The 20,502-nt window shown below is 36.3% G+C and carries 13 protein-coding genes and 1 pseudogene; 6 read left to right on the top strand and 8 right to left on the bottom strand.

Annotated features, from left to right (window positions below; translation table 11 throughout):
• Positions 1 to 361: pseudogene (locus tag GJV03_RS10890) on the bottom strand (AAA family ATPase); the annotation flags it as partial.
• A 1,245-nt stretch (positions 362 to 1,606) separates the two neighbouring features.
• Here GJV03_RS10890 and GJV03_RS10885 point away from each other — a divergent pair.
• Together GJV03_RS10885 and GJV03_RS10880 are read left to right on the top strand one after the other, a co-directional pair.
• The gene (locus GJV03_RS10885) at positions 1,607 to 3,502 is read left to right on the top strand and encodes a cytoplasmic protein (protein WP_252720702.1); all 1,896 of its coding nucleotides are present in this window, start codon (positions 1,607 to 1,609) and stop codon (positions 3,500 to 3,502) included.
• Complete coding sequence (locus GJV03_RS10880) at positions 3,499 to 5,529, top strand: DUF4034 domain-containing protein (protein ID WP_252720701.1); 2,031 nt, start codon at positions 3,499 to 3,501, stop codon at positions 5,527 to 5,529. Before GJV03_RS10885 ends, GJV03_RS10880 begins: the two co-directional genes overlap by 4 nt.
• A 138-nt stretch (positions 5,530 to 5,667) precedes the next feature.
• Here the strand turns inward: GJV03_RS10880 and GJV03_RS10875 are convergent, their stop codons facing one another.
• Positions 5,668 to 6,003, bottom strand: coding sequence for a hypothetical protein (locus GJV03_RS10875; RefSeq protein ID WP_154130076.1), 336 nt, complete (start codon positions 6,001 to 6,003; stop codon positions 5,668 to 5,670).
• Positions 6,004 to 6,112: 109 nt separating this feature from the next.
• Positions 6,113 to 7,411: an MFS transporter gene (locus GJV03_RS10870; protein ID WP_154130075.1), complete on the bottom strand. Its 1,299-nt coding sequence runs from the start codon at positions 7,409 to 7,411 to the stop codon at positions 6,113 to 6,115.
• A gap of 592 nt (positions 7,412 to 8,003) precedes the next feature.
• Between GJV03_RS10870 and GJV03_RS10865 the strand changes: the two genes are divergently transcribed.
• From GJV03_RS10865 to GJV03_RS10850, 4 genes are all read left to right on the top strand, one after another.
• Positions 8,004 to 11,081 carry a type VI secretion system Vgr family protein gene (locus tag GJV03_RS10865; protein WP_154130074.1) on the top strand — a complete coding sequence of 1,026 codons (3,078 nt, stop codon included), beginning with the start codon at positions 8,004 to 8,006 and terminating at the stop codon, positions 11,079 to 11,081.
• Entirely contained in the window at positions 11,078 to 12,610 is a 1,533-nt protein-coding gene (locus tag GJV03_RS10860; RefSeq protein ID WP_154130073.1) for a hypothetical protein, read from the top strand. Before GJV03_RS10865 ends, GJV03_RS10860 begins: the two co-directional genes overlap by 4 nt.
• A 4-nt stretch (positions 12,611 to 12,614) precedes the next feature.
• On the top strand, positions 12,615 to 13,682 hold the full coding sequence (locus GJV03_RS10855; protein ID WP_154130072.1) for a PoNe immunity protein domain-containing protein: 1,068 nt from the start codon (positions 12,615 to 12,617) through the stop codon (positions 13,680 to 13,682).
• Between the two features lie 175 nt (positions 13,683 to 13,857).
• Positions 13,858 to 15,177: a hypothetical protein gene (locus tag GJV03_RS10850; RefSeq protein WP_252720700.1), complete on the top strand. Its 1,320-nt coding sequence runs from the start codon at positions 13,858 to 13,860 to the stop codon at positions 15,175 to 15,177.
• A gap of 181 nt (positions 15,178 to 15,358) precedes the next feature.
• On the opposite strand, the gene benE is transcribed toward GJV03_RS10850, so the two are convergent.
• The 5 genes from benE to benA form a co-directional block, all read right to left on the bottom strand.
• Entirely contained in the window at positions 15,359 to 16,585 is a 1,227-nt protein-coding gene (gene benE / locus GJV03_RS10845; protein WP_154130071.1) for a benzoate/H(+) symporter BenE, read from the bottom strand.
• A gap of 58 nt (positions 16,586 to 16,643) precedes the next feature.
• On the bottom strand, positions 16,644 to 17,429 hold the full coding sequence (gene benD, locus GJV03_RS10840; RefSeq protein ID WP_154130070.1) for a benzoate diol dehydrogenase BenD: 786 nt from the start codon (positions 17,427 to 17,429) through the stop codon (positions 16,644 to 16,646).
• Between the two features lie 27 nt (positions 17,430 to 17,456).
• On the bottom strand, positions 17,457 to 18,473 hold the full coding sequence (gene benC / locus GJV03_RS10835; RefSeq protein ID WP_004719894.1) for a benzoate 1,2-dioxygenase electron transfer component BenC: 1,017 nt from the start codon (positions 18,471 to 18,473) through the stop codon (positions 17,457 to 17,459).
• A 106-nt stretch (positions 18,474 to 18,579) separates the two neighbouring features.
• Complete coding sequence (gene benB / locus GJV03_RS10830; RefSeq protein ID WP_004821879.1) at positions 18,580 to 19,089, bottom strand: benzoate 1,2-dioxygenase small subunit; 510 nt, start codon at positions 19,087 to 19,089, stop codon at positions 18,580 to 18,582.
• Positions 19,086 to 20,486, bottom strand: a complete 1,401-nt coding sequence (gene benA / locus GJV03_RS10825; protein WP_004719896.1) for a benzoate 1,2-dioxygenase large subunit — start codon at positions 20,484 to 20,486, stop codon at positions 19,086 to 19,088. Before benA ends, benB begins: the two co-directional genes overlap by 4 nt.
• Positions 20,487 to 20,502: the final 16 nt, after the last annotated feature.

Below are 20,502 nucleotides of genomic sequence, written 5' to 3'. Positions count from 1 at the left end.
GTGTATAAAGTGTATTTGTTAGTTGTGAAATAGCATTAGGATGTAAATGAGTTTCAGGTTCATCATATATAATCAAACTATCGTATCTGATATTTTTTATAATTTCGGTAATAATATTAAGTAAAATATTCTGTCCTGAGCTAAAAATTTTTAATGTATCACTAATTTTCGTTAAATTAATATTTCTAATCTGAGAATCATTTTCTGATATTAAGTTTTGAACAATGTCTTCATCTAAAAATGTAGAAATGGTTTTTAACCATTTTTTTGTGCGATTAGCTTCTTGAACTTTTCTACATGATTGAATTAACCGAGTAGTCAAATCTTCTTTTGTTAGCAATTTCCCACTATCATCTCTCAAGCTACAACTTATATAGTTAAAGTCAAAGTCGGGTTTAGGTAGAGTAAAATTATCAAAAATACTATAAGATACAGCGATAATTTTCCCAAATTGAAGTAGTTTGGGATAAAAAAATTCTTGATTTTTTTGTGATAATTCAAGGGGAAGTTTAGAAAGTAGCTGAGTTTTTCCACATCCATTTTTACCAATAAGTGTTATTATTCGATTAGATATCCAAGAATCCTCATCAAAGTCAAATTCTATATCTGTAAATTTTTCATCATATTTGGGTTTAAATTTAAAAGTAAATTTATATAAATTTTCTAGGTCATATTTATTTATTTCTAATTTTGCACGACGTATAAGTCGCTCTTGTTCGTTATCTCTTATAATTGATTTTTTAAAATTATCATCATTTTCAAAAAACTCTAAAGTATCATGAAAAAAAGAACAATCTTTTAAAGCTCTTAATTTTGAGTAAAATAAGTCACCAAATGTTTTTTTCAGGTTTTCATAATAAGATATATCCTCACCAATTGAATAGTAATCATCTAACTCAGTAAATGTATTTGGAATTACTTGTATTGTATTGAAATCATTTTTTTTGATAATTTTTAGGCGACCAATATGTACTTTATTATCATTTTCTGAAAAGTAATCTAAGAAAAAATTTGAATAGCTCCCAAAATCATTAAAATTTATATTGCTTAGAATAAAACAAGGGTAACCTATTTTTTGATAATTAATAGTAGTGTTGTCTACATGAAATAGTATTTTGTTTTTTGGAATGTTTCTTATATAATCGCTGCATTCACTGTTTTGAACTAATCTATAAATGGGTAATTTTGTGGTTGGTTCGTAATCCCATACCTGAAAAATAAAATTATCTTTTTTAGTTAAATCTTCAATAGAGTTACAATATTCAATTATTTCTTCGTTTGAAATTCTTACTTCAGGTGAAATAATTTTTGTAATAAATTTTATGAAATTATTGTTATCATTAGTAAAGTCAAACTTAATTTTAAGTAGCTTATGTATGGCATAAAATTTAATTTGAATGAATACTAACTCATTATGCTTTAGAAAAAAATAGGTACAATTTTTAAGTTCATAAATTTACAGGAGAATTTTGTTACTTATGGGCCTGTTTGTTCGGAAACGTAGAAATTTGTTGGAAGTTGATAAGAAAGAACCGTTATACTTCGATCATTTAGAATATTTTTTATAAAAATCAAATGTACTAGAAATAAGTTAAATTGGAACAGCATGGAAACACGTGATATTGTCAATGCCCCTGAAGTTAAAAAAACAATTGTAGAGCGTAGTCAACGCCGGAAAGATGATCCAGAAATTACTCAGTGGTTTGAAAAAAAATTCTTTGAATATGTGATTAAACAATTCAATCCAGTTTTTTATGTAAATTCGGTCTCTGCTTGGAAAATTTGTCAACTTCCACAGCCTATTCCTACATGGTTTTTGAAAAAGCTTGAACAACAGCCAGAACATCAGATGTTGTATGTTGATCCTTTACATGAACAGATATTGGAACTGGAAAAGCCCATTTTAGAGTTTTTTAATTCGCGTTTAAAAAGCAATTTAAAAGGCAAATTCATGAAAATGACCTATGAGCAAGTGTTAGACGCTTGGCATAAAGATCATGAAGCAATGAAAAAGCGTTTAGAAAAAGGACAATGGGACAGCAGTGAGCAGGCAATTGATGAAGTTTTAACTGTAAATACAGGCAAGTTTATTGAAATTACGGCAACAGGAATGTTGTTGCGTAAGGAAATGGCGTTTGAATCACGTTATATGCAGCACTGTTTAGGGCAGTTTAGCAACCTGATTGAATTGAAAGATGGCTATGGTGAATACTATATAACGCAAAAAGAGCAGGGAATATTTCGTTATTTTAGCTTAAGGGATTCAAGCAATAAGCCACATGTTACCATCAGTTTAGAATGGGATGGTGAAGTGTGGTGTATTGAGCAGATTAAAGGTAAGCAGAATCAAGCACCAGTTAAAAAATATGCAGATGATGTCTTATTATTTTTAAATCATATTCTACCAAATAATAATCATAACCCAGATTGTTTAAGTATGGGGATCGTCTATGAACCTGAGATAAATGAGGGTTCAACGGATCATGTCAATCAAGCCTTGTATTTTTATTTTCATGAATTGGATGATCCTTGTAAAATTGAAACGTTATTGATGAAAAATCAACATTTATTGGAACAATATGATCATCAAACCCATGTGATTCAGCATCTTTTGCTGGGACTAAATCGTCCAGAACATATCAGGCACCCATCAGAAAAATATATAGAAGAGATCGTTGCTTATACAAATCAACAGCAAGCTGAGAAAAAATTTGATTTAAAGGTTGAGTTAAGTCAAGCAAAGTCAAACAAATCGCTGTGGAGCGTGATCTTTAAGCCTTATTTCTGGTTGATTCAGACTTTATATGAATTAAGCAAGATTCCATTGCTGGGCTGGATGATTAAAATTATCGTCTATATCATTGCCTTGCCTTGGGTGTTGTTAAATTTAAAGCAGGACAATCGTAAGCAATGGATGCTTGCAACTGGTGATCTGATTTATTTTCGTAATCATATTCAATGGTATCAGGTAGATAGCTTAACGTTAGCGCATTTTGAACAGCATCCAGAAATATATAAAAAACATTTAAATCAATTGTTAAATATCAAACAGAAAAAAGCAGGCTCTAAAGAGAAACAGATTCGTTATTTTTTAAATCAATATTTTCAAATCGCTCAATTAGAAAATCTTTATTCAAGTAGTGAATTTGGTACTGCAAGTTATTTAAGAGATATTTTGGTGTTTAGCCATATTCAAAAAATATTTACTATACGGTTATTGGTGCAGTTCTATGAATTACAGGAATATGATGCATGGCAATATATTGTTGCTTCATCGAAGATTATTCAAGACTGTTGTTCTAGCTGGCAGGATATGGGTGAGAAATATGTCGCAGGGCGTGAGCTGTATTTGATGTTTAAACATTCAGATTTTGAAAATTATGATCGCTCTGCAAAGCAAGACTTACACTTATATCAATCCATATATCCCAATAATTGGTCACTTTATTCATGGAATATTGATTTATTCTCAACCCATAATAAAAACAAAGTAGCTGAATGATGATTAAATCTGAATATACCCATGAAGTATTTCGTAAAGATATCCATTGTCCGCAAGGTTTATTGGAAAATAAAAACTATGCAGAATTGGAAAATTTTTTCAATGTGTTATGGCAAAGTCGAAGTCATAAATCGCCGCAGCTTTGGGAAAATGAATGGTTTGATCAGCCCAAACAAATGTTTAAGGACATATTCTTAAATCACGGCATAACAGCATTAAAACATATCAATGAATGGCATTTGGCTTTTCCAGAAAGCTTTTTCCCTTATATTGTTCGTGTGCGTTATTGGGCTTTTTGGGCAGCTGAATATCGTGGGCAACAATGGTCAAGCAATGTTACAGATGAAATGTGGGATTGTGCAAGAGAGGCGCAAAAGCAGTTGTATGCTTCTGCAATGCAAGCTTTTGCATTTAGTGCGGAGACATGGACAATTGCACTGCATTTATTAAATTCGGCAGTTCACTTGGATGAACCTGAATGGTTTGCAGAGTGGATGCTTAAGCGTCGATATCCTTCAAATTTAGTCCATAAAATAAAACCTTCAGCCCAAGCAATGGCGCAAAAAAGTGGCTTAAATCAAGATTTAAAAATTGATTTACCCCAAGATGTGCCTCAACTTTTACAAAAATATCTAAATTTGAAAGAAGAAATTGATTTACCTCAAGCAGATGCCGCCTTTTGGTTAAAAATATTTATAGAAGAATCAGGTTTTGGCTTGCTTGCAGTAAGAGATTATTGCTGGTATCTCTTGCCACGATGGGGACACGATCATCAGGCCATAATTGATTTTGCTCAGTCGGATTGGTGTCAACATTTTAGCGAAATCGAAAAAAGTGAATTAAATTATATCGTGTGGTTTGATACGCTTGATACAAGCTTTGATAAAGATCAAACACTTGAAATAAAAAAATATATCCAAAAAGCCCAAGCAATCTTAAAACGCCCCTTAACGGAACGTAATCGAGCAGTCATCTATTTAAAATTGGCATATTTCTATTATCTGTTAGATGAAAATGATCCAAGAATTTTATCTTGTTATCAAAATGCTGCAGATTATCCTGTATTCGATGAGTATGAGCTTGATCGCGCAATTTATTTTTGGCGACATAATGCTCAAGATTCAGATTTTCTAGGCCGAATTGCATTGTCCAATCGGAAGCGGCTTGCCAGTGCTGCGGTTCTTTATGGTTTTCTATGCCAACATGGTTGGTCTAGTGTTGAAAAAAATCCATTGGTTGCTCAATCTTGGTACGAACAGGCAAAATTATTAGAAGCACCAAAAGCTTATCCTGAAGGGCGCTACTGTTGTTTTTTCCGTGTCGCAAACAATTTTGATGATGATCACGGCTATATTTTTATCATTGATTTATTACATCAAGGTGCAGATTTAGGTTTTGTATATTGTTGCTTTAGCGCGGGTTATATTCATTCTTTGGCTGAACATGCCTTATATGATGTGAATCAAGAACTATATTATGCAAAAAAAGCAGCAGACCAAGGTCATTATATTGCCATGTATAATATGGGCATACACTATCTAAATTTAAGTATGGATGAAAACCAATCTCAACCTAAAGAATATTTAAAAAAGTGCTTAGGGTATTTTGAACAGAGCCGATTAGGCTTAGAGAAGTCGCAACAAGATCATCGTTATATTAATTCTGATTTGCTGAATGATCTGATTGATATTTATGTCACGCGCTTATTTAATTTTAGCTATTATCCTGAAATTGCAGAGCAAATAATTGCAGTTTTAAAAACAAAAGCACATAAACGCCATATTGCTGCAATGTGTGCGATAGCAAGACTACATTTTGATCTTAAAAATCGACCTCATTATTATGACTATGCTGAAGCAGTTAAGTGGTGTCAGGCGGCTTATCTACAAGATCCAGAGCATGACCTTGTCAAAGAGGTTTTATATGAAATCATGGGAAATACCAAGCGCAGTATCAAAAAGTATAAGCAAACAATTGCCAATATTGCTACTTCAGACATACCTGGACGCCAAGATGTTTTAATTTAGTTGATTTCTATTGATTTATTATTAACACATAAAGTCTAAGGATTTGATCCCTCTAAATTTAGAGTATCAAAATAAGGGCATAAAGCGCATGACATTTAGAAGGGTGAGTGGATTCTAATGTCATGATTTATTTTTAAATTATTCAATAAATTTGATTTGTTTAATGAAGTAAAAAGATTCATCTGCACTAGGACCAGCAACTCGATCTGCATTTTTTTCAAATTGAATATCTGCTTGGACCTTTTTTTCAATATATTCCTTTTTTAAAATTTGACCGCCTGTTTCGTCATCATGATCAAACCATTGCCCGCACTTTTGATTGCAATATGCGTAAATGGTTTTACCTTGGGTATTTTTTAACAGCAAACCATTGTCATCAACACCACCGCCATTGGTTAGTATATAGTTTTGTGTTTTAGCATAGGCAAAATGACTGATTGAAATACAGGTAAGAACAAACAATATTTTTTTCATCTTTTCCTCAAGATTTAATAAGACTTTATTGTATATACGCGGATATTTTACAACAAAAGGCATGTATTAAAAGAAAAGGTCTGTAAAAACAGACCTTAAAATATTGAGCTTAATGATCATGGTGTAAATATTTCGGCTGTTTAGGGAGTTGCATGCTACAGAAAAGACAAATAATCAGCATGACAATCACGTAAACAAAGAAGCTATTCTCATGACCAATATCTTTTAGCTTTAATGCAACGGCAGGAGCAGAACCACCAAAGATTGCATTACCGACTGCATAAGCAAAACCAACTCCCAAGGCTCGAATATGTGGCGGGAACATTTCTGCTTTAACTAAACCACTAATTGAAGTATAGAAACTGAGTAACATCATTAAGAAGATCAGTAATAATGTCACGATAAAAGCTGAACCACTAAAGTACGGCATAGCAATGACCATGACCGGATAGATAAAAATGGCACAGCTGCTACTAAAGAGCATCATTGAAGCACGACGACCGATTCGATCTGCCAGCATCCCGAACAAAGGTTGTGCACACATAAACACAAATAGGGCAATGGTCATCATATAGCCGACCGTTTTGTCGGCAAAACCAAGGCTGGTGATATAGGTTTTTGAATATACTGTGATGATATAAAAACACAATGAACCCGCAGAGGTATAACCAACAACCAGTAGGAAAGTATTCCAGTTCTTGCTGAGTAATTCTTTTAAACTGCCTGAACCTTCTTTTGCACTATCATCTTCAGATAAGGTTTCTTTTAAATGTCGCCGTGCAAAGAATGAAAGAATGGCAACGACACCACCGATAATAAATGGAATACGCCAGCCACCGTCCATTAATTGTTCTTTAGACATAAGGGCCAACATAATCACGCCTAAAAGGCTTGCTAAAAGTTGTCCACCCGACAGTGTCACGTACTGAAAAGAGGAATAAAAACCGCGTTGACCTTTTAAAGCAACCTCACTCATATAGGTTGCAACAGTACCATACTCACCACCTACTGAAAGTCCTTGCAACAGTCGTACAGCCAATAATAGAAATGGTGCTGCCATACCGACTTGATCATAAGTTGGGAGTGCTGCAAATAAAAATGAACTGATTGCCATTAAGGTAATAGAAATGATCATGGATTTTTTACGTCCATAGGTATCGCCAATCCAGCCAAAGAGCCAACTGCCTATGGGGCGCATGAAAAAACTAGCAGCAAAGACGCCCCATACATAAATCGCTTTTGTGGAGTCATCCATATCTGGAGCGGTTAATGCGTGGGTAAAATAGGTTGCGAATGCTGCATAAATATAGAAATCAAACCATTCCACCAAGTTACCAGAAGCAGCCCCAACGATAGCCATGACACGATTACGTTTTTCATGTGGCTGATAAATATGTGTTTCAGTCATAAAATATCCTTATTATGCTGCTACGGTTTTTATGTCTTGAAAATGTGAAAAATCAAATTTTTTGCATTTCAAACTGTTTGGATTTTGCATTTTGATTTTAAGATTAAACGATTATACAAATACGGTATTGGTACAAAAAATACACAGCTTAATACAGCTATATCTAAAAATTAATGCACGAATGTTCTTGTTTTAATTTGCGCAATATGAGAATTTATTGGTTAATTGCATATTGTAAAAATGAAAAAAATAATTAATTATCAAACTGGGTTTTAGATAGATTTGCTTATTATTTAAGTTAAATGAAAAGGACCATCGAAAAGTACTCGGTATTGTGGTTGAGAAAAAAGTATCTAATTACGGTTGGGTGAAATGACATCAATTCGAATGAGACAAATTAGAGAGAAAGAAAATACAAGAATATTTTCAAATTAACAAAGGGCAGATTGATTATCGGCATAATTGACTTAACAAGTTGAAACAAAATGAGACACAATTTGTCGTTTTAAAAGCGGCTGTAGACAAGCCTGTCTAGACATTTTATTAAGATTTTTAGTATAATTCATCACATTCTAAAATTAAATAATAAACTATGTCTAACAATATTTACACTGCTTTAGAGCAACTGGGACTTGGCGTGCAAAAACGTGCGATCCATATTCTATTTTCAAATTCATTTTTAAATGATCAAGTATTCCTGCAACGTATTGATGGGACACATACACTTAACTTAGGCCTTAGCCTACAATTAACTTGTCTATCTACATCAGCAAGCATTGCTCTAAAAAGCTTTATTGGTAGTCAAGTGGCCGTGGATATTGTTAATGACAAATCTGAGCTGAATCGAATTTCAGGGATCGTAACCAAAGCCGATGTAGGTGCCAGTGACGGTTCTCTTACAATTTATCGCCTTACAGTAGAAGACCCCACAGCGCTTTGGAAATATCGTAGAAACTCCAGAGTGTTTATGAATAAATCTGTTGTTCAAGTTGTGGAGATTCTATTTCAAGAATGGCGAGAGCGAAGTCCATTGTTTGCTTCAAGCCTGACTTTGGATAAAACTGCCTTAACCAAAGACTATGATGTCCGACCATTCATCATGCAGAGCAATGAGCTCGATTTTGACTTTATTCAACGGTTGTTGGCTTCTGAAGGGATAAGTTTCTTAGTCGATGAAGCACAGCATAAAGTTTCTAGTTCTTCAGAGCAGATTCAACCACAGAAACTACGCCTAATCGATCATAATGCGCAATACAAAGCACTAGATCGCCGTAGTATCCGTTTTCACCGTAGCAGTGCTGTAGAAAGACAAGATAGCATAACGGCATTTACTGGTTTACGTTCCATTCAGCCTACGGCTGTACATGTACAAAGATGGCAAGCGGATGCTTTAGAACAAGAAGAAGGTGCAGGTTCAGTTCTTACCAAGCATAAGCATTCAGACAATCAGAATGTGGCAAGTTTAGCTTTAGAACAGGCATTTCATGCCAGTCCTGCATGGATACAGGACTTAAAAGGTGAAGATGGTGTAACCAAATCTGGTCATGTCCAAATTGAAAAGCTCAATGAAAACTTGAGTAAATATTTCGATCTACAAGCCAAAAAATTTACTGCTATTTCTACAGTAAGAGATGCATATGTGGGGTATTGGTTTGAATTTAATGAACATCCTGAAATAGATCAGCATTCAGGTGCAGACAAAGAATTTTTGATCACATCAAAGACATTCTATAATCAGAACAACTTGCCTAAAGACCTGAATGATCAAGTGAGAGCGTTACTTACACAAAGTCATTGGCAATTGAACAATATCATCACCAATAACAAAGATGAACGTCAAGCCAATCAGCTTGTATTGCAACGTCGAAGCATCGACATTGTTCCTGAATACAACCTACTGCAACAACGACCTACCACACATCCACAACGAGCAAAAGTTGTCGGGATGGATGGCGAGGAAATTCATGTCGATGAATGGGGACGTATCAAAGTACGCTTCTTGTTCACTCGAAATGAAGACCACACCCATGATGGTGGTGCAGGTTCAAATGACAATGATACAGATTCGGCTTGGGTCGATGTACTGACGCCTTGGGCAGGAGAAGGCTATGGTGCACGATTCTTGCCTCGTATTGGAGAAATTGTGGTCATTAATTTCTTTGATGGCAATATCGATCGACCGTATGTCGTGGGGCGAATTCATGAAGCACAACGTCATCCCACCAAATTTGATCATAAAGGCAAATTGCCAGATACTAAAAAATTAGCAGGGATAAAAAGTAAGGAATATAAAGGGAGTGGCTACAACCAACTGAGATTTGATGATAGTACAGGACAAATCAGCGTCCAACTGCAAAGTAGTCATTCAGCAAGCCAGCTGAATTTAGGTAATCTCAGTCACCCTAAAGAAACTGACACCAGTGAGGGACGTGGTGAAGGCTTTGAATTGCGTACTGATCAGTGGGGAGCGCTTAGAGCTAAACAAGGCTTATTGCTTTCTACCTATTCGCAAGATTCAGCAAGTGGCCATCATCTTGATGTACAAGAGACCAAATCACAGCTTGAATCTAGTCTGAATAATTCAAAAGCGTTAAGTGAAGTCGCTAAAAATCAACAAACCGACCCTTTAGAAATTCTAGATGATCTTAAGCAGTTTATTGAACAAATCGAACAGCAAAGCGAAACTAAGGCAAAAGCATTTAAACAAGCTTTAATGATTTTGACTTCACCCAATTCAATCGCTCTTGCAAGCAATGAAGATGTACATCTTTCAGCAGATGGTCAAATTAGTCACAGTGCAGGCGATAGTATTAACCTAAGTACTCAAAAGAATTTATTAGCTCATGCACAAAGTAAAATCAGTTTGTTTGCAGCACAGGAAGGTGCCAGATTCTATGCAGGTAAAGGTAAGGTTGAAATACAAGCTCAAGGAGATGGGGCTGATTTGATTGCACGTAAAGGGATTCAAATCATTTCAACTGAAGATGCAATCTATATTACCAGTCCTAAAGAGATTAGATTAGTTGCAGATACCTCAGAATTAAAAATCAATGGTTCAGGTGTGTTTGCCACGACTGGTGGTTTGTTTGAGAGTAAGGCGGGGCAGCATGTTTTGAAAGGAGGTAGCAATTTATCTGCAATCGTACCTGTCTTACCTACAATTAACGTATTGCCAAAGGAATTGGAACTAAAATATGTTTATGAGGATTTAAAACCCGTGGCACAGGCGCCTTTTAATCTTATTTTTTCTGATGGTTCTTCTCTAGAAGGTATATTGGATGCTGATGGATATGCCAAGGTCACTATTCCAGGCGATAAAATACAGCCAAAAGTTTATTATGGTTTTAGTAGTGTTGAGGCAAAGCCTGATAAAGAGAAAGTAGATAATCCATTTAAAGATAAAAAAGTGATGAGCATAACTGAAGCAGAACAACTAATAGAACAATACAATCAACAAGAATTAGATGCATTGTTGGATGATTATTTTCCTGATGAAATTGAAAGTATGATTAATGGGGATACTATTGAGTATGATGATCATGTTGGTGATTATGAAGAACAATTACTAGGGCAAGAAAATAATCACAATGACGAAATAGCTGATGATTTAGAAGAAATATTACTAACCAATTATTCAACTTCTAGATTAGAACTAGGAGATGAAAAATGAATACTGCTGTAGCGAAAGCAACCTCACAAACTGTAAGAGTCACTGCTAAAGGTGAAGAGTCAGCAGCTCAATGGATCAAAGGTGTGCTTGATGGAAGTGGTTCAAGTCCTGCACAAATCATTGTTGCAGTGGTGATTGGTTGTATTCCTTTTGTAGGCCAAGGGGTCGATGTCGGGAATGTTATCGTTTCGGTCATAAAAATTGCTGAAAAGCCAGAAGATAAAGATAATTGGTTTGATTTGGTATTTAACCTAGTAGCTTTTGTTCCTGTAGCTGGTGATGGCTTAAAAATTGTTTTTAAGCAATTACGCTCAGGTAAAGCGATGGGCGCAATTTTAGATGCAATCCCAAGTAAGACTATGCGAGGGAATGTAGATAAATGGTTCAGGAATTTAAATTGGAATGCTTACACAAAAGAATTACAAAATACAAGTAACAAAATGATTGATGGTTTAATTGATGTTTTTGACAGTTGGATGACTCGGGCGGTATTGGGTAATGCAAGATTAAAGACCTTAGTGACCCAATTAAATCAAATGAAAAGAGTTGCCAATCAAAAAATTGAGATGGTGATGAAAGAAATGCAAGCTGCTCATGCAAAAGCAATTGCAACCCCTTATCCAAATACCACTGCAAAAGCTCCAATTGTTACAAAAACGCCAGCACCTACACCAGTAGCACAGGCTAAAACACCTGCAACTCCTACCCCAACTCCAAAGGCAAAAACACCATCAACGCCAGCACCTAAAAGTTCAAGAAAACCGAATGAAAAACCAGCACCTAAAACACCACAAAATGGGAATGTACCTAAAAATACAGGTGGTAATAGAGTAAGCCCAGGTAGGAAAAATACTTCAAATCGCCGAAAGCAATTGAAAAGAAGAAAAAGATCAAATAAAGAGTTGGGTTCAGGTGGTGAGCATATCACGGATTACTACTATGTAAGACGTATGAAGAGTCGATCTAAAATCAATCATGATGGCGTGCTTTATGAATATCATGATGATGGTCACAATGGTATAGACCATGTTTGGCATAGCTCAAGATTGGGGCACAAGTATCGTGTAACAGACAGTAAAGCTACTAATGCTCTAAGTCATAGAGCATTAATGACACCCAAAGCCGCAATGATGGCGCTAAAAATGGGGTTAGATGTTTATATGTCTACAGATCAAGATTATAAAGTTAAGAACACAGTAGGTACTACAGTAAGTGATGGTGTTCAGATGTCACATTTATGGATTTCTCGAAAAATTGGTTCATCTAAAATTGTTCCTTCACATAGTTCACTCTTGCGAGAAATCAGAGCGTGGGAGCGTGTACAGTTTAAAGCATCTGTTGAAAAAAGAAGAGGTCAAAGCTTTGCTATTAAATGCCCTTATGATAGAAGCTTGGTTACTATTACTGGCGATAAATTTGACCATCATGAAAAATGTAAAGGACTGGATAAACCTAAATGCACTAGAACTGTAACTGCACATGGCGTTAAATTAGAATTTGTTTTACCAAATGACATGTTGGAGCGATAAAATAATGTCAATAATAGTAAATGATCAAACAATAGATTGGCAAAAATGGGAAAACTTAGAGGTCAATAATGATAAATATTTCAGAGATGGTTATCTATTAATACAAGATTATCACGAAAATTTTGATGAATTATTAAATGGATTATATACAGTTGTAGATGGTTTTAGTAATTATAAAAATGATTCTAAATTTGGTGGATATATTGCATCTGGAAGAAGACGTATTATTGATGCTTTAGACTTAATTTCTTTGCAATATTCAGCTGGGGGTGACATAAACTTTATAAAAGAACTTTATCCTTATTTACTTCATTGGACTGATGAATACGCAGAAACAAGCCATCTCTATAATTTGAGTCCTGATGCTGATGGGCGATTTGTATGGCATATTGCTTTAAATACAGAGGATTATTGGTATATAGCATTACGTTTGATTTCTTTTGGTTTATTGACTGGTTATGCAAATCAAATGGGTCGCGTAATGCCAATTATAGATTACACAGAGGCTGTGCCAGAAGGACAAGATAAAGATGGCTTAATTGAGCGTTTAGTTGCCCCTTTTATTTCTGATAGAGGCGTCCCTCCAACTGAAGCAATGCGACATTTACCTTATCGAAAATTAATCAAGGTGTTTGACGCAGAAGAGGGTATACGTCCTGAACTTATGTTGCAATATTTAGAAGATTGGTATGATGCTAGTCGTCGAGAACCCTATCATGATCAGCATCCTCAGCCTGATATAAGATCAGGGATTAGTTATTATGGTTATTGGTCATGGGAAGCTGCTGCAGTAACATGGTTATTAAATATCGATGATACAATCTATCGAGAACATCAGTTCTATCCAAAAGACTTGGTTGATTTTGCTAGAAAACAAGCTGAGAATCCAACAGCTGAAATAATAATTGAACGAATTAAAGTAAAAGGTGGAGAGAAATGTTCCAAAACTGGTTATTGGACGACTCCCGCTAAACCTGATACACGACCTTACTTCACACAAGGTGAAATATTACCAACATTATCAGAAACTGATTGGGGTGAAGTATATTGGTATTTTGATGGTGAAAAGTAAAATTTTGAGTTAGTAAAACCATCTATAAAAATATGGTTTTCTTTTTAGTTAGAATAAAATAGTAATGAATTACATATGATAATTATGCTTAATTTTGAAGTAACTAATCGAAAGTGATAATGCACTATTATAATATTCAGCGTATTCATACTCTAAAATCTGAAGGATAAAACTCATGATTAGTTTTATCTGTTTCTTAGTGGGATTACTTAGTTTTTCTCACTTTAGTGTACTCACAATATTAGTTTTTAGCTTAATCACTCTCTACTTATATCGAGTATGTTATTACTTTAACTTTCAAAAACTTCAAACTTACTCATCATATCTTTATGGTGGATTGAGCACAGGGTTAATTTTAAGATTAGGTATTTATTGTTGGTTAAGTCAAAACTATGTATTACTGATAATTATCCTACCAATAATCGGGGTTCTCCTGATTGTGGTTTATGAAGAATTATTTAAAAAACATTATTCTCTTAGTCTTATTGCTTTTGGGGAAAGTGAAGAGCTTTGTACTAAAAAACCAGAGATTAAAAATGATTGTGCGAAAGTATATTTGCAGTTGAGGGACAAAAAACCAAATCCAAGCAGTTTTTATACCTTTAGTCCGAAAGAAGCCTATTTGCTTGAGCAATTTAGCACTTTGCATTTTTTTGAAATTGTACGTAATAATCATCGTCAATTTTTAGATGGTTTAGAAGAATTATTTGAAATATATATGCATAATCTTCCTTATAACTTAAGAGATTTTCCTTTACCTGAACGGGCAGATATTAATTGGGGCGGTACAGTTTTACCAAATTTTAGGTCCACGATGGATCGGATAGAATATGCTTATATAAAAATAAAATCAGGTGATTTTACTTATCTAAATTGTGTGGGGGAAATTCGTTCGAATGACAAGGGTCTAAGTGAATTTTCTCCACATTGGATGGATGATCTACCTAACGATAAAGTACGACAATGTTGGGATTATTATTCAATTACAAATCAATATGCCTCAGTTATTAGAAATTCTTACCCAAAAAATTGGGATATGGATTTTCTTGAAGCCGAATTTCCAGAAGCAGCTATATTTCAAGGAATTGATATTGATTTACCAAACTCTTATCCAATATATCGGATAAATTTTGAAATAACCGTTAAATCTAATGAGAAAGTAAAAAAGACTGGGATTTATATTTGTGAAGAAGATAAGAAGCGTATTGAGTTTATGGCTTCAAGCAAAGAAGAGGATAGAGGGTGGGGAAGTGTGGTACCAATCGGGGTGGATCCAGACACATATGAAACATTGTATGCTGAAGTGAATTGGATATTAATTGAAAGAATTGCTGATGAAGGTGGTTCAGATAATTCTTTGGATGTTGAAAATATAAAGGCCTTATCAAGCCAAAGTTGCCCAAGATCAGGATATTGGTGGAGTCCAGCAAACAAATCTCAATCTCGTTATTTTGAACAAGGAGAAATTTTTCCAAAAATTGAAAATAGTGCTTGAGGTGAAACGATTTGGTATTTAGAAATCACTAATAAACTACAGTGAAATATTTTAAGATTTAATCGCAAGAAATAGTGCTTTCATAAAGTGAAACTTGGTTATATTCCAGAATATGCTATTACAGAAAAATCCCATCGAACTGCATGGGATTTTATACTGATTATTAAGTGAGTATGCTGGTTTATTGACTTTGCGGTGAGTCTTGTACTGGAGTTGGAATGGCAGCCTTTGATTGTTGTCGAGTTAAAATCAAGTGTGCGATCATGCCAATACAAATTCCCCAGAAAACCGAACTAAATCCTAAAAAATGCATACCTGATACAGTGGCAAGAAAAGTAATGATGGCAGCATCTCGTTGTGTTTCATCTTTCATTGCAATACCAAGATTGGTGGTAATTGCTCCGAGTAAGGCCAATCCAGCAAGTGCTGCAATCAACTCTTTGGGAAGTATGCTAAATAGCATCACCAAACTGCCTGCAAATAATCCCCCTAAAATATAGAAGATGCCATTGGCAATACCTGCGATATAGCGTTTTTCTTTCAATTCATGCGAATCTTTACCCGTGCAAAGTGCAGCAGTAATCGCTGCTAACACAATCGTGATTCCACCAGTAAACGCTACAGCAATAGAGGTGATACTGGCTATGCTTAAAATCGGTTTAGCAGGTGTATCGTAATGATTCAGTTTGAGAATTGCCATACCCGGCAAGAACTGACCCGTTAAACTGACAATTGTAAGTGGAATTGCAAGATTCAATGTAGAAGACCAGGTCCATTCTGGACTGATCAGAACAGGAACTGCCAATGAAAAATCCATTGGTACTGGATTGATTTTTCCAAAGATAAAACTGAGTGCAATACCTGAAAATAATACCCAAATTATGGCATAGCGAGGTGAAAAGCGTTTTGCTAGTAAAAAGCAGATCAGCATACCAAAAACGACATAGGGCATTGTGTCAGTAGCTTTAAACAGACCTAAACCAAACTGGAACAGAATTCCAGCCATCATTCCTGCTGCCAGCCCTTGTGGTATCCATTTTAAAAGTTTGTCAAAAGAACCAGTAATCCCAATGATAAAAATAATGATTGCAGAAGTAATATAGGCTGCAACAACTTCATTCAGAGAAATATGCGGAAATAAAGCCACCAAGAGCGCCGTTCCCGGTGCTGACCATGCGGTAATAATCGGCGTTTTAAACTTAATGGATAAAATGATTCCAGTGATTGCCGCGCCAATAGAGCTCCCCCAGATCCATGATGCCATCATGGTTGAGGAAACATTGGCTTGTTGAGCGGCCTGAAAAAAAATGATCATTGGCCCTGCATAAGAAATCAGTACAGCTAAAAATCCTGCAACTGTCGCTGACAAAGACCAATCTTGTTTTAACGTTTTGAACAGGGATGCCATTGGGCAAAGCCTCCATGCATTGAATTTCAATGATCCTGCTATATAAAAGAAACCAGTTTTAACCCTGATCACCACCACCTACAGGGACAATAGTACCTGTCATATAAGAGGATTCATCAGAGGCAAGAAATAATATTGCATTGACCTGTTCCTGAATCGAACCATAACGGCCCATAAAAGTACGATCAATAGTTTGATCTACCACATCTTGCATCCATTGTTTTTCATTTTCGGTCAATGCCGTAGTATTACGAGGGACTTTACGTGGCGGTGCTTCTGTACCGCCAGTCGCAACAGCATTAACCCGGATACCATCTTTGGCATGTTCAAATGCAAGTGCTGTGGTTAGACCATTTACACCGCCTTTTGAGGCTGAATAGGGCACTCGATGAATACCGCATGTTGCAATAGAGGATACATTAACAATGGTACCTTTTTGATTTTTGATCATTTCGGGCAGGACTGCTCGACAGCACCATAAGGTTGGAAATAGTGAGCGATGCACTTCTTTGATAATTTCTTCTTCAGAAAACGCTTGAAACGGTTTCATCCAAATTGCACCACCGACATTGTTAATTAAAATATCAACACGCTTATAGCGTTCAATGGCTTTAGCAACGACAGCTTGAGCACCCGCTAAAGTTTCCAGATCTGCATTGACAGTGATTGCATCACCGCCAGTTTTGTTAATTTCAACAAGCACGTCTTCGACATATTCTGAACGATCGGCCATAACCACATGCGCACCTTCCGCTGCCACTTGTAGGGCGACACCACGACCAATACCTTGTGCTGCACCAGTAACAATGACAACTTTATTTTTAAATCTTTGGCGATCTGACATTCTTCTCAGCTCCTGAACAGTACGATTTTAGTTTGCAGAGAATTTCTCAAATAAGAAGTTTGCCGGTTTAATCCCTTCGGTATCCAACCAGCCTCGAACAGCTTCAACCATAGGAACAGGACCACATAAATAAACATCGACGTCACCGCCATTTAACCAGTCATTGTCAATATGACCTGTCACATAACCTTTGCGTTCATGGGTTGATTCAGCATGCGCAACGACTGTGCGGTATTCAAACCATGGCAGTTTATTTTGCAGTTCATTGAGCTTTTCAAGTGCCACAAGGTCAAAGTCATTGGTTACTCCAAATACTAAACGTACAGGGTGTTGTGAGCCTTTGTCTTCAAGCACTTGTAACATCGACATAAATGGTGCAATACCTGTACCGCCTGCCAACATAACGACAGGGCGAACTACATTACGAAGGTAAAAACTTCCAAATGGACCAGTAAAGGTCATTTTGTCGCCCGCTTTGGCATTTGCACTTAAAAAGTCACTCATCTTTCCATTTGGAACATTACGTACCACAAAGCCTGTTAAGCGATTTCCGGGTTTTGAACTAAATGAATAAGAGCGCGTTTCAGTGGTTTGTGGAATTGCCACATTGACATACTGACCTGCAAGAAAATGAATATCGGGCTGACCTTCATCTAATTGAATATCGAAAGTGATGGTGGAATCAGAGAGCTTTTCCACACGAGATAATGTGCCTTGAAATGCATGAATTTCGGTTTTGCATACTTCAGATGAAGCTTGAATCTGGAATACTGCGTCAGAAGAAGGTCTACATTGGCAGGCCAAGATATAGCCTTGTTCAGCCTCTTCTGGTGTTAAAGCATCTTCAATATAACTTTCTTCAGGCATGTCAAACGAACCAGATTCACAAAAAGCACGACATGTACCGCAAGCACCATCACGGCAATCTAAAGGAATATTGATTTTCTGGCGATATGCTGCATCAGATAAAGTTTCACCTTGTGTAACTGAGATAAAACGCGTTACGCCATCTTCAAATTGAAGAGCAACATTGTGGTTTGACATGGCTGAAAATCCTATAAAAATCTTTAAAACTTTTGAGTGCTTTAGCCAACTTTCCATTTGGCTAAAGCAAACACCTCTAATTTTTTACACAACTCGAGATAAAAAATTAGAGGTGGTAAATATCGATGACTTGGTTGATGTAGTCATTTTTTAACACCACATATTTATTCAGAATCTGTGGTTGTGTGGCAGAAAAGTCGATGACATAACGAGACATACCAAAGTAGCTATAACTGTTTTTGTAACGAAAGCTCAGTGTATTCCAGTTAAAGCGGACTGTGACTTTGTCACCATCTCTTTCGATAATTTCAATATTGCTAATATTGTGGCAAGTGCGTGTATCAGGCATGGTTGCTGAAGAACGTTCAGTTTTAATCCGAAAAACACGGTCTTCCAAACCTTGACGGTCAGGGTAATAAATCAAGGAAATTTCAGACTGAGGATCTTCAGTTAAACGATCATCATCATCCCAAGCAGGCATCCAAAAACATGCTGAGGGTGAGTAGCAGGCGAGCCATTGATCCCATTGTTCATCATCTAAAAAACGTGCTTCGCGGTAGAGAAATTGCGCAATATTTTCTAAAGAAACTTGATCGATGTTTGCTGTTGCATTCATGCTGTTGCTCCTTGCTGAGATGTTTCTTGTTGAGCAAGATTTTTTTCAGATTGAATGGCATGTTTCATCATTTCTAACCAGTATTGATGTTGGGCAAGATATAAGCCTTCATCTTCTGTTTTAATACCACTCAGTTTAGGTTTTAAGCCAATTTCATTGGCCGCATCATCAGGTCCTTGAATCCAGTGTTTTGACCCACGACACATGTCATTCCATTCAAGCTCAATACCAGCATAACCCGCTTGACAGGCACGGAATTCTTCAAGGTCATCAGGGGTTGCCATGCCCGAAGCATTAAAGAAATCTTCGTATTGGCGAATACGTCGTGTACGCGCTTCAGGGCTTTCACCTACAGGTGCAATACAGTAAATCGTCACTTCAGTTTTATTGACTGAAATTGGACGCAATACACGAATTTGTGAACCAAATTGATCCATGAAATAGACATTTGGATAAAGGCATAAGTTACGTGAACGTTCGATCATCCATTTCGACATTGGGGCACCGAATTTTTCAGTGTACTCATCAGCTTTTGGATAATTAGGACGATCTTCAGGGTTTGCCCATTGAGTCCATAACAACATATGTCCATGCTCAAAACCGTATGAGCCGCCACCTTGTTTGCCCCAAGCACCTGCACTCATTGCACGTACATTGTCATTTTCTTGCTGTTTTTCTTTACGTTGCTGTGTGGTCGCTGCATAGTTCCAATGTACAGCTGAAACATGATAACCATCTGCACCATTTTCAGCAGTCAGTTTCCAGTTACCTTCATAGGTATAGGTTGAAGCACCACGTAAAACTTCTAAGCCTTGCTCAGATTGATCAACAATCATGTCAATGATTTTGGTTGTTTCACCTAAAAATTCTTCTAAACTTGGTACATCTGGATTTAAACTGCCAAATAAGAAACCTTTATAGCTTTCAAAACGAGCTACTTTTTTCAGATCGTGTGAACCTTCTTTATTGAAGCAGTCTGAATAACCAGCATCGCTTGGATCTTTAACTTTGAGTAGTTTCCCAGAGTTATTAAATGTCCATCCATGGAATGGGCATGTATAAGTCGCTTTATTACCACGCTTATGGCGGCAAAGCTGTGCGCCACGGTGTGAACACGCATTGATCATGGCATTTAATTCACCATTGCGATTACGCGCAATCATAATGGGCTGACGCCCCATAGTGGTGGTGTAATAATCGTTGTTATTTGGAATTTGGCTTTCATGTGCCAAGTAAACCCAGTTGCCTTCAAAGATGTATTTCATTTCTAGGTCAAAAAGGGCTTGATCTGTGAAAACAGAACGATGAAGTTTAAATTCACCCGTTTCAAAATTATCGACTAAAAGTTCGTCAATTCGATCAAGATGGCTGGTATTTATAACAGGAATACGTGGCATATGGGTTCTCCGACTT

Source organism: Acinetobacter sp. RIT698 (genome assembly GCF_009668065.1).
GTDB lineage: Bacteria > Pseudomonadota > Gammaproteobacteria > Pseudomonadales > Moraxellaceae > Acinetobacter > Acinetobacter guillouiae.
The sequence above is the reverse complement of the archived record's forward strand: the minus strand, read 5'-3'. Positions and strand labels throughout refer to the sequence as shown.

What these genes read in the sequence shown, in the direction of transcription:
- GJV03_RS10885 (WP_252720702.1), top strand. Translation starts at nt 1,607, where the DNA reads ATGGAAACACGTGATATTGTCAATGCCCCTGAAGTTAAAAAAACAATT.
- GJV03_RS10880 (WP_252720701.1), top strand. Translation starts at nt 3,499, where the DNA reads ATGATGATTAAATCTGAATATACCCATGAAGTATTTCGTAAAGATATC.
- GJV03_RS10875 (WP_154130076.1), bottom strand. Translation starts at nt 6,003, where the DNA reads ATGAAAAAAATATTGTTTGTTCTTACCTGTATTTCAATCAGTCATTTT.
- GJV03_RS10870 (WP_154130075.1), bottom strand. Translation starts at nt 7,411, where the DNA reads ATGACTGAAACACATATTTATCAGCCACATGAAAAACGTAATCGTGTC.
- GJV03_RS10865 (WP_154130074.1), top strand. Translation starts at nt 8,004, where the DNA reads ATGTCTAACAATATTTACACTGCTTTAGAGCAACTGGGACTTGGCGTG.
- GJV03_RS10860 (WP_154130073.1), top strand. Translation starts at nt 11,078, where the DNA reads ATGAATACTGCTGTAGCGAAAGCAACCTCACAAACTGTAAGAGTCACT.
- GJV03_RS10855 (WP_154130072.1), top strand. Translation starts at nt 12,615, where the DNA reads ATGTCAATAATAGTAAATGATCAAACAATAGATTGGCAAAAATGGGAA.
- GJV03_RS10850 (WP_252720700.1), top strand. Translation starts at nt 13,858, where the DNA reads ATGATTAGTTTTATCTGTTTCTTAGTGGGATTACTTAGTTTTTCTCAC.
- benE (WP_154130071.1), bottom strand. Translation starts at nt 16,585, where the DNA reads ATGGCATCCCTGTTCAAAACGTTAAAACAAGATTGGTCTTTGTCAGCG.
- benD (WP_154130070.1), bottom strand. Translation starts at nt 17,429, where the DNA reads ATGTCAGATCGCCAAAGATTTAAAAATAAAGTTGTCATTGTTACTGGT.
- benC (WP_004719894.1), bottom strand. Translation starts at nt 18,473, where the DNA reads ATGTCAAACCACAATGTTGCTCTTCAATTTGAAGATGGCGTAACGCGT.
- benB (WP_004821879.1), bottom strand. Translation starts at nt 19,089, where the DNA reads ATGAATGCAACAGCAAACATCGATCAAGTTTCTTTAGAAAATATTGCG.
- benA (WP_004719896.1), bottom strand. Translation starts at nt 20,486, where the DNA reads ATGCCACGTATTCCTGTTATAAATACCAGCCATCTTGATCGAATTGAC.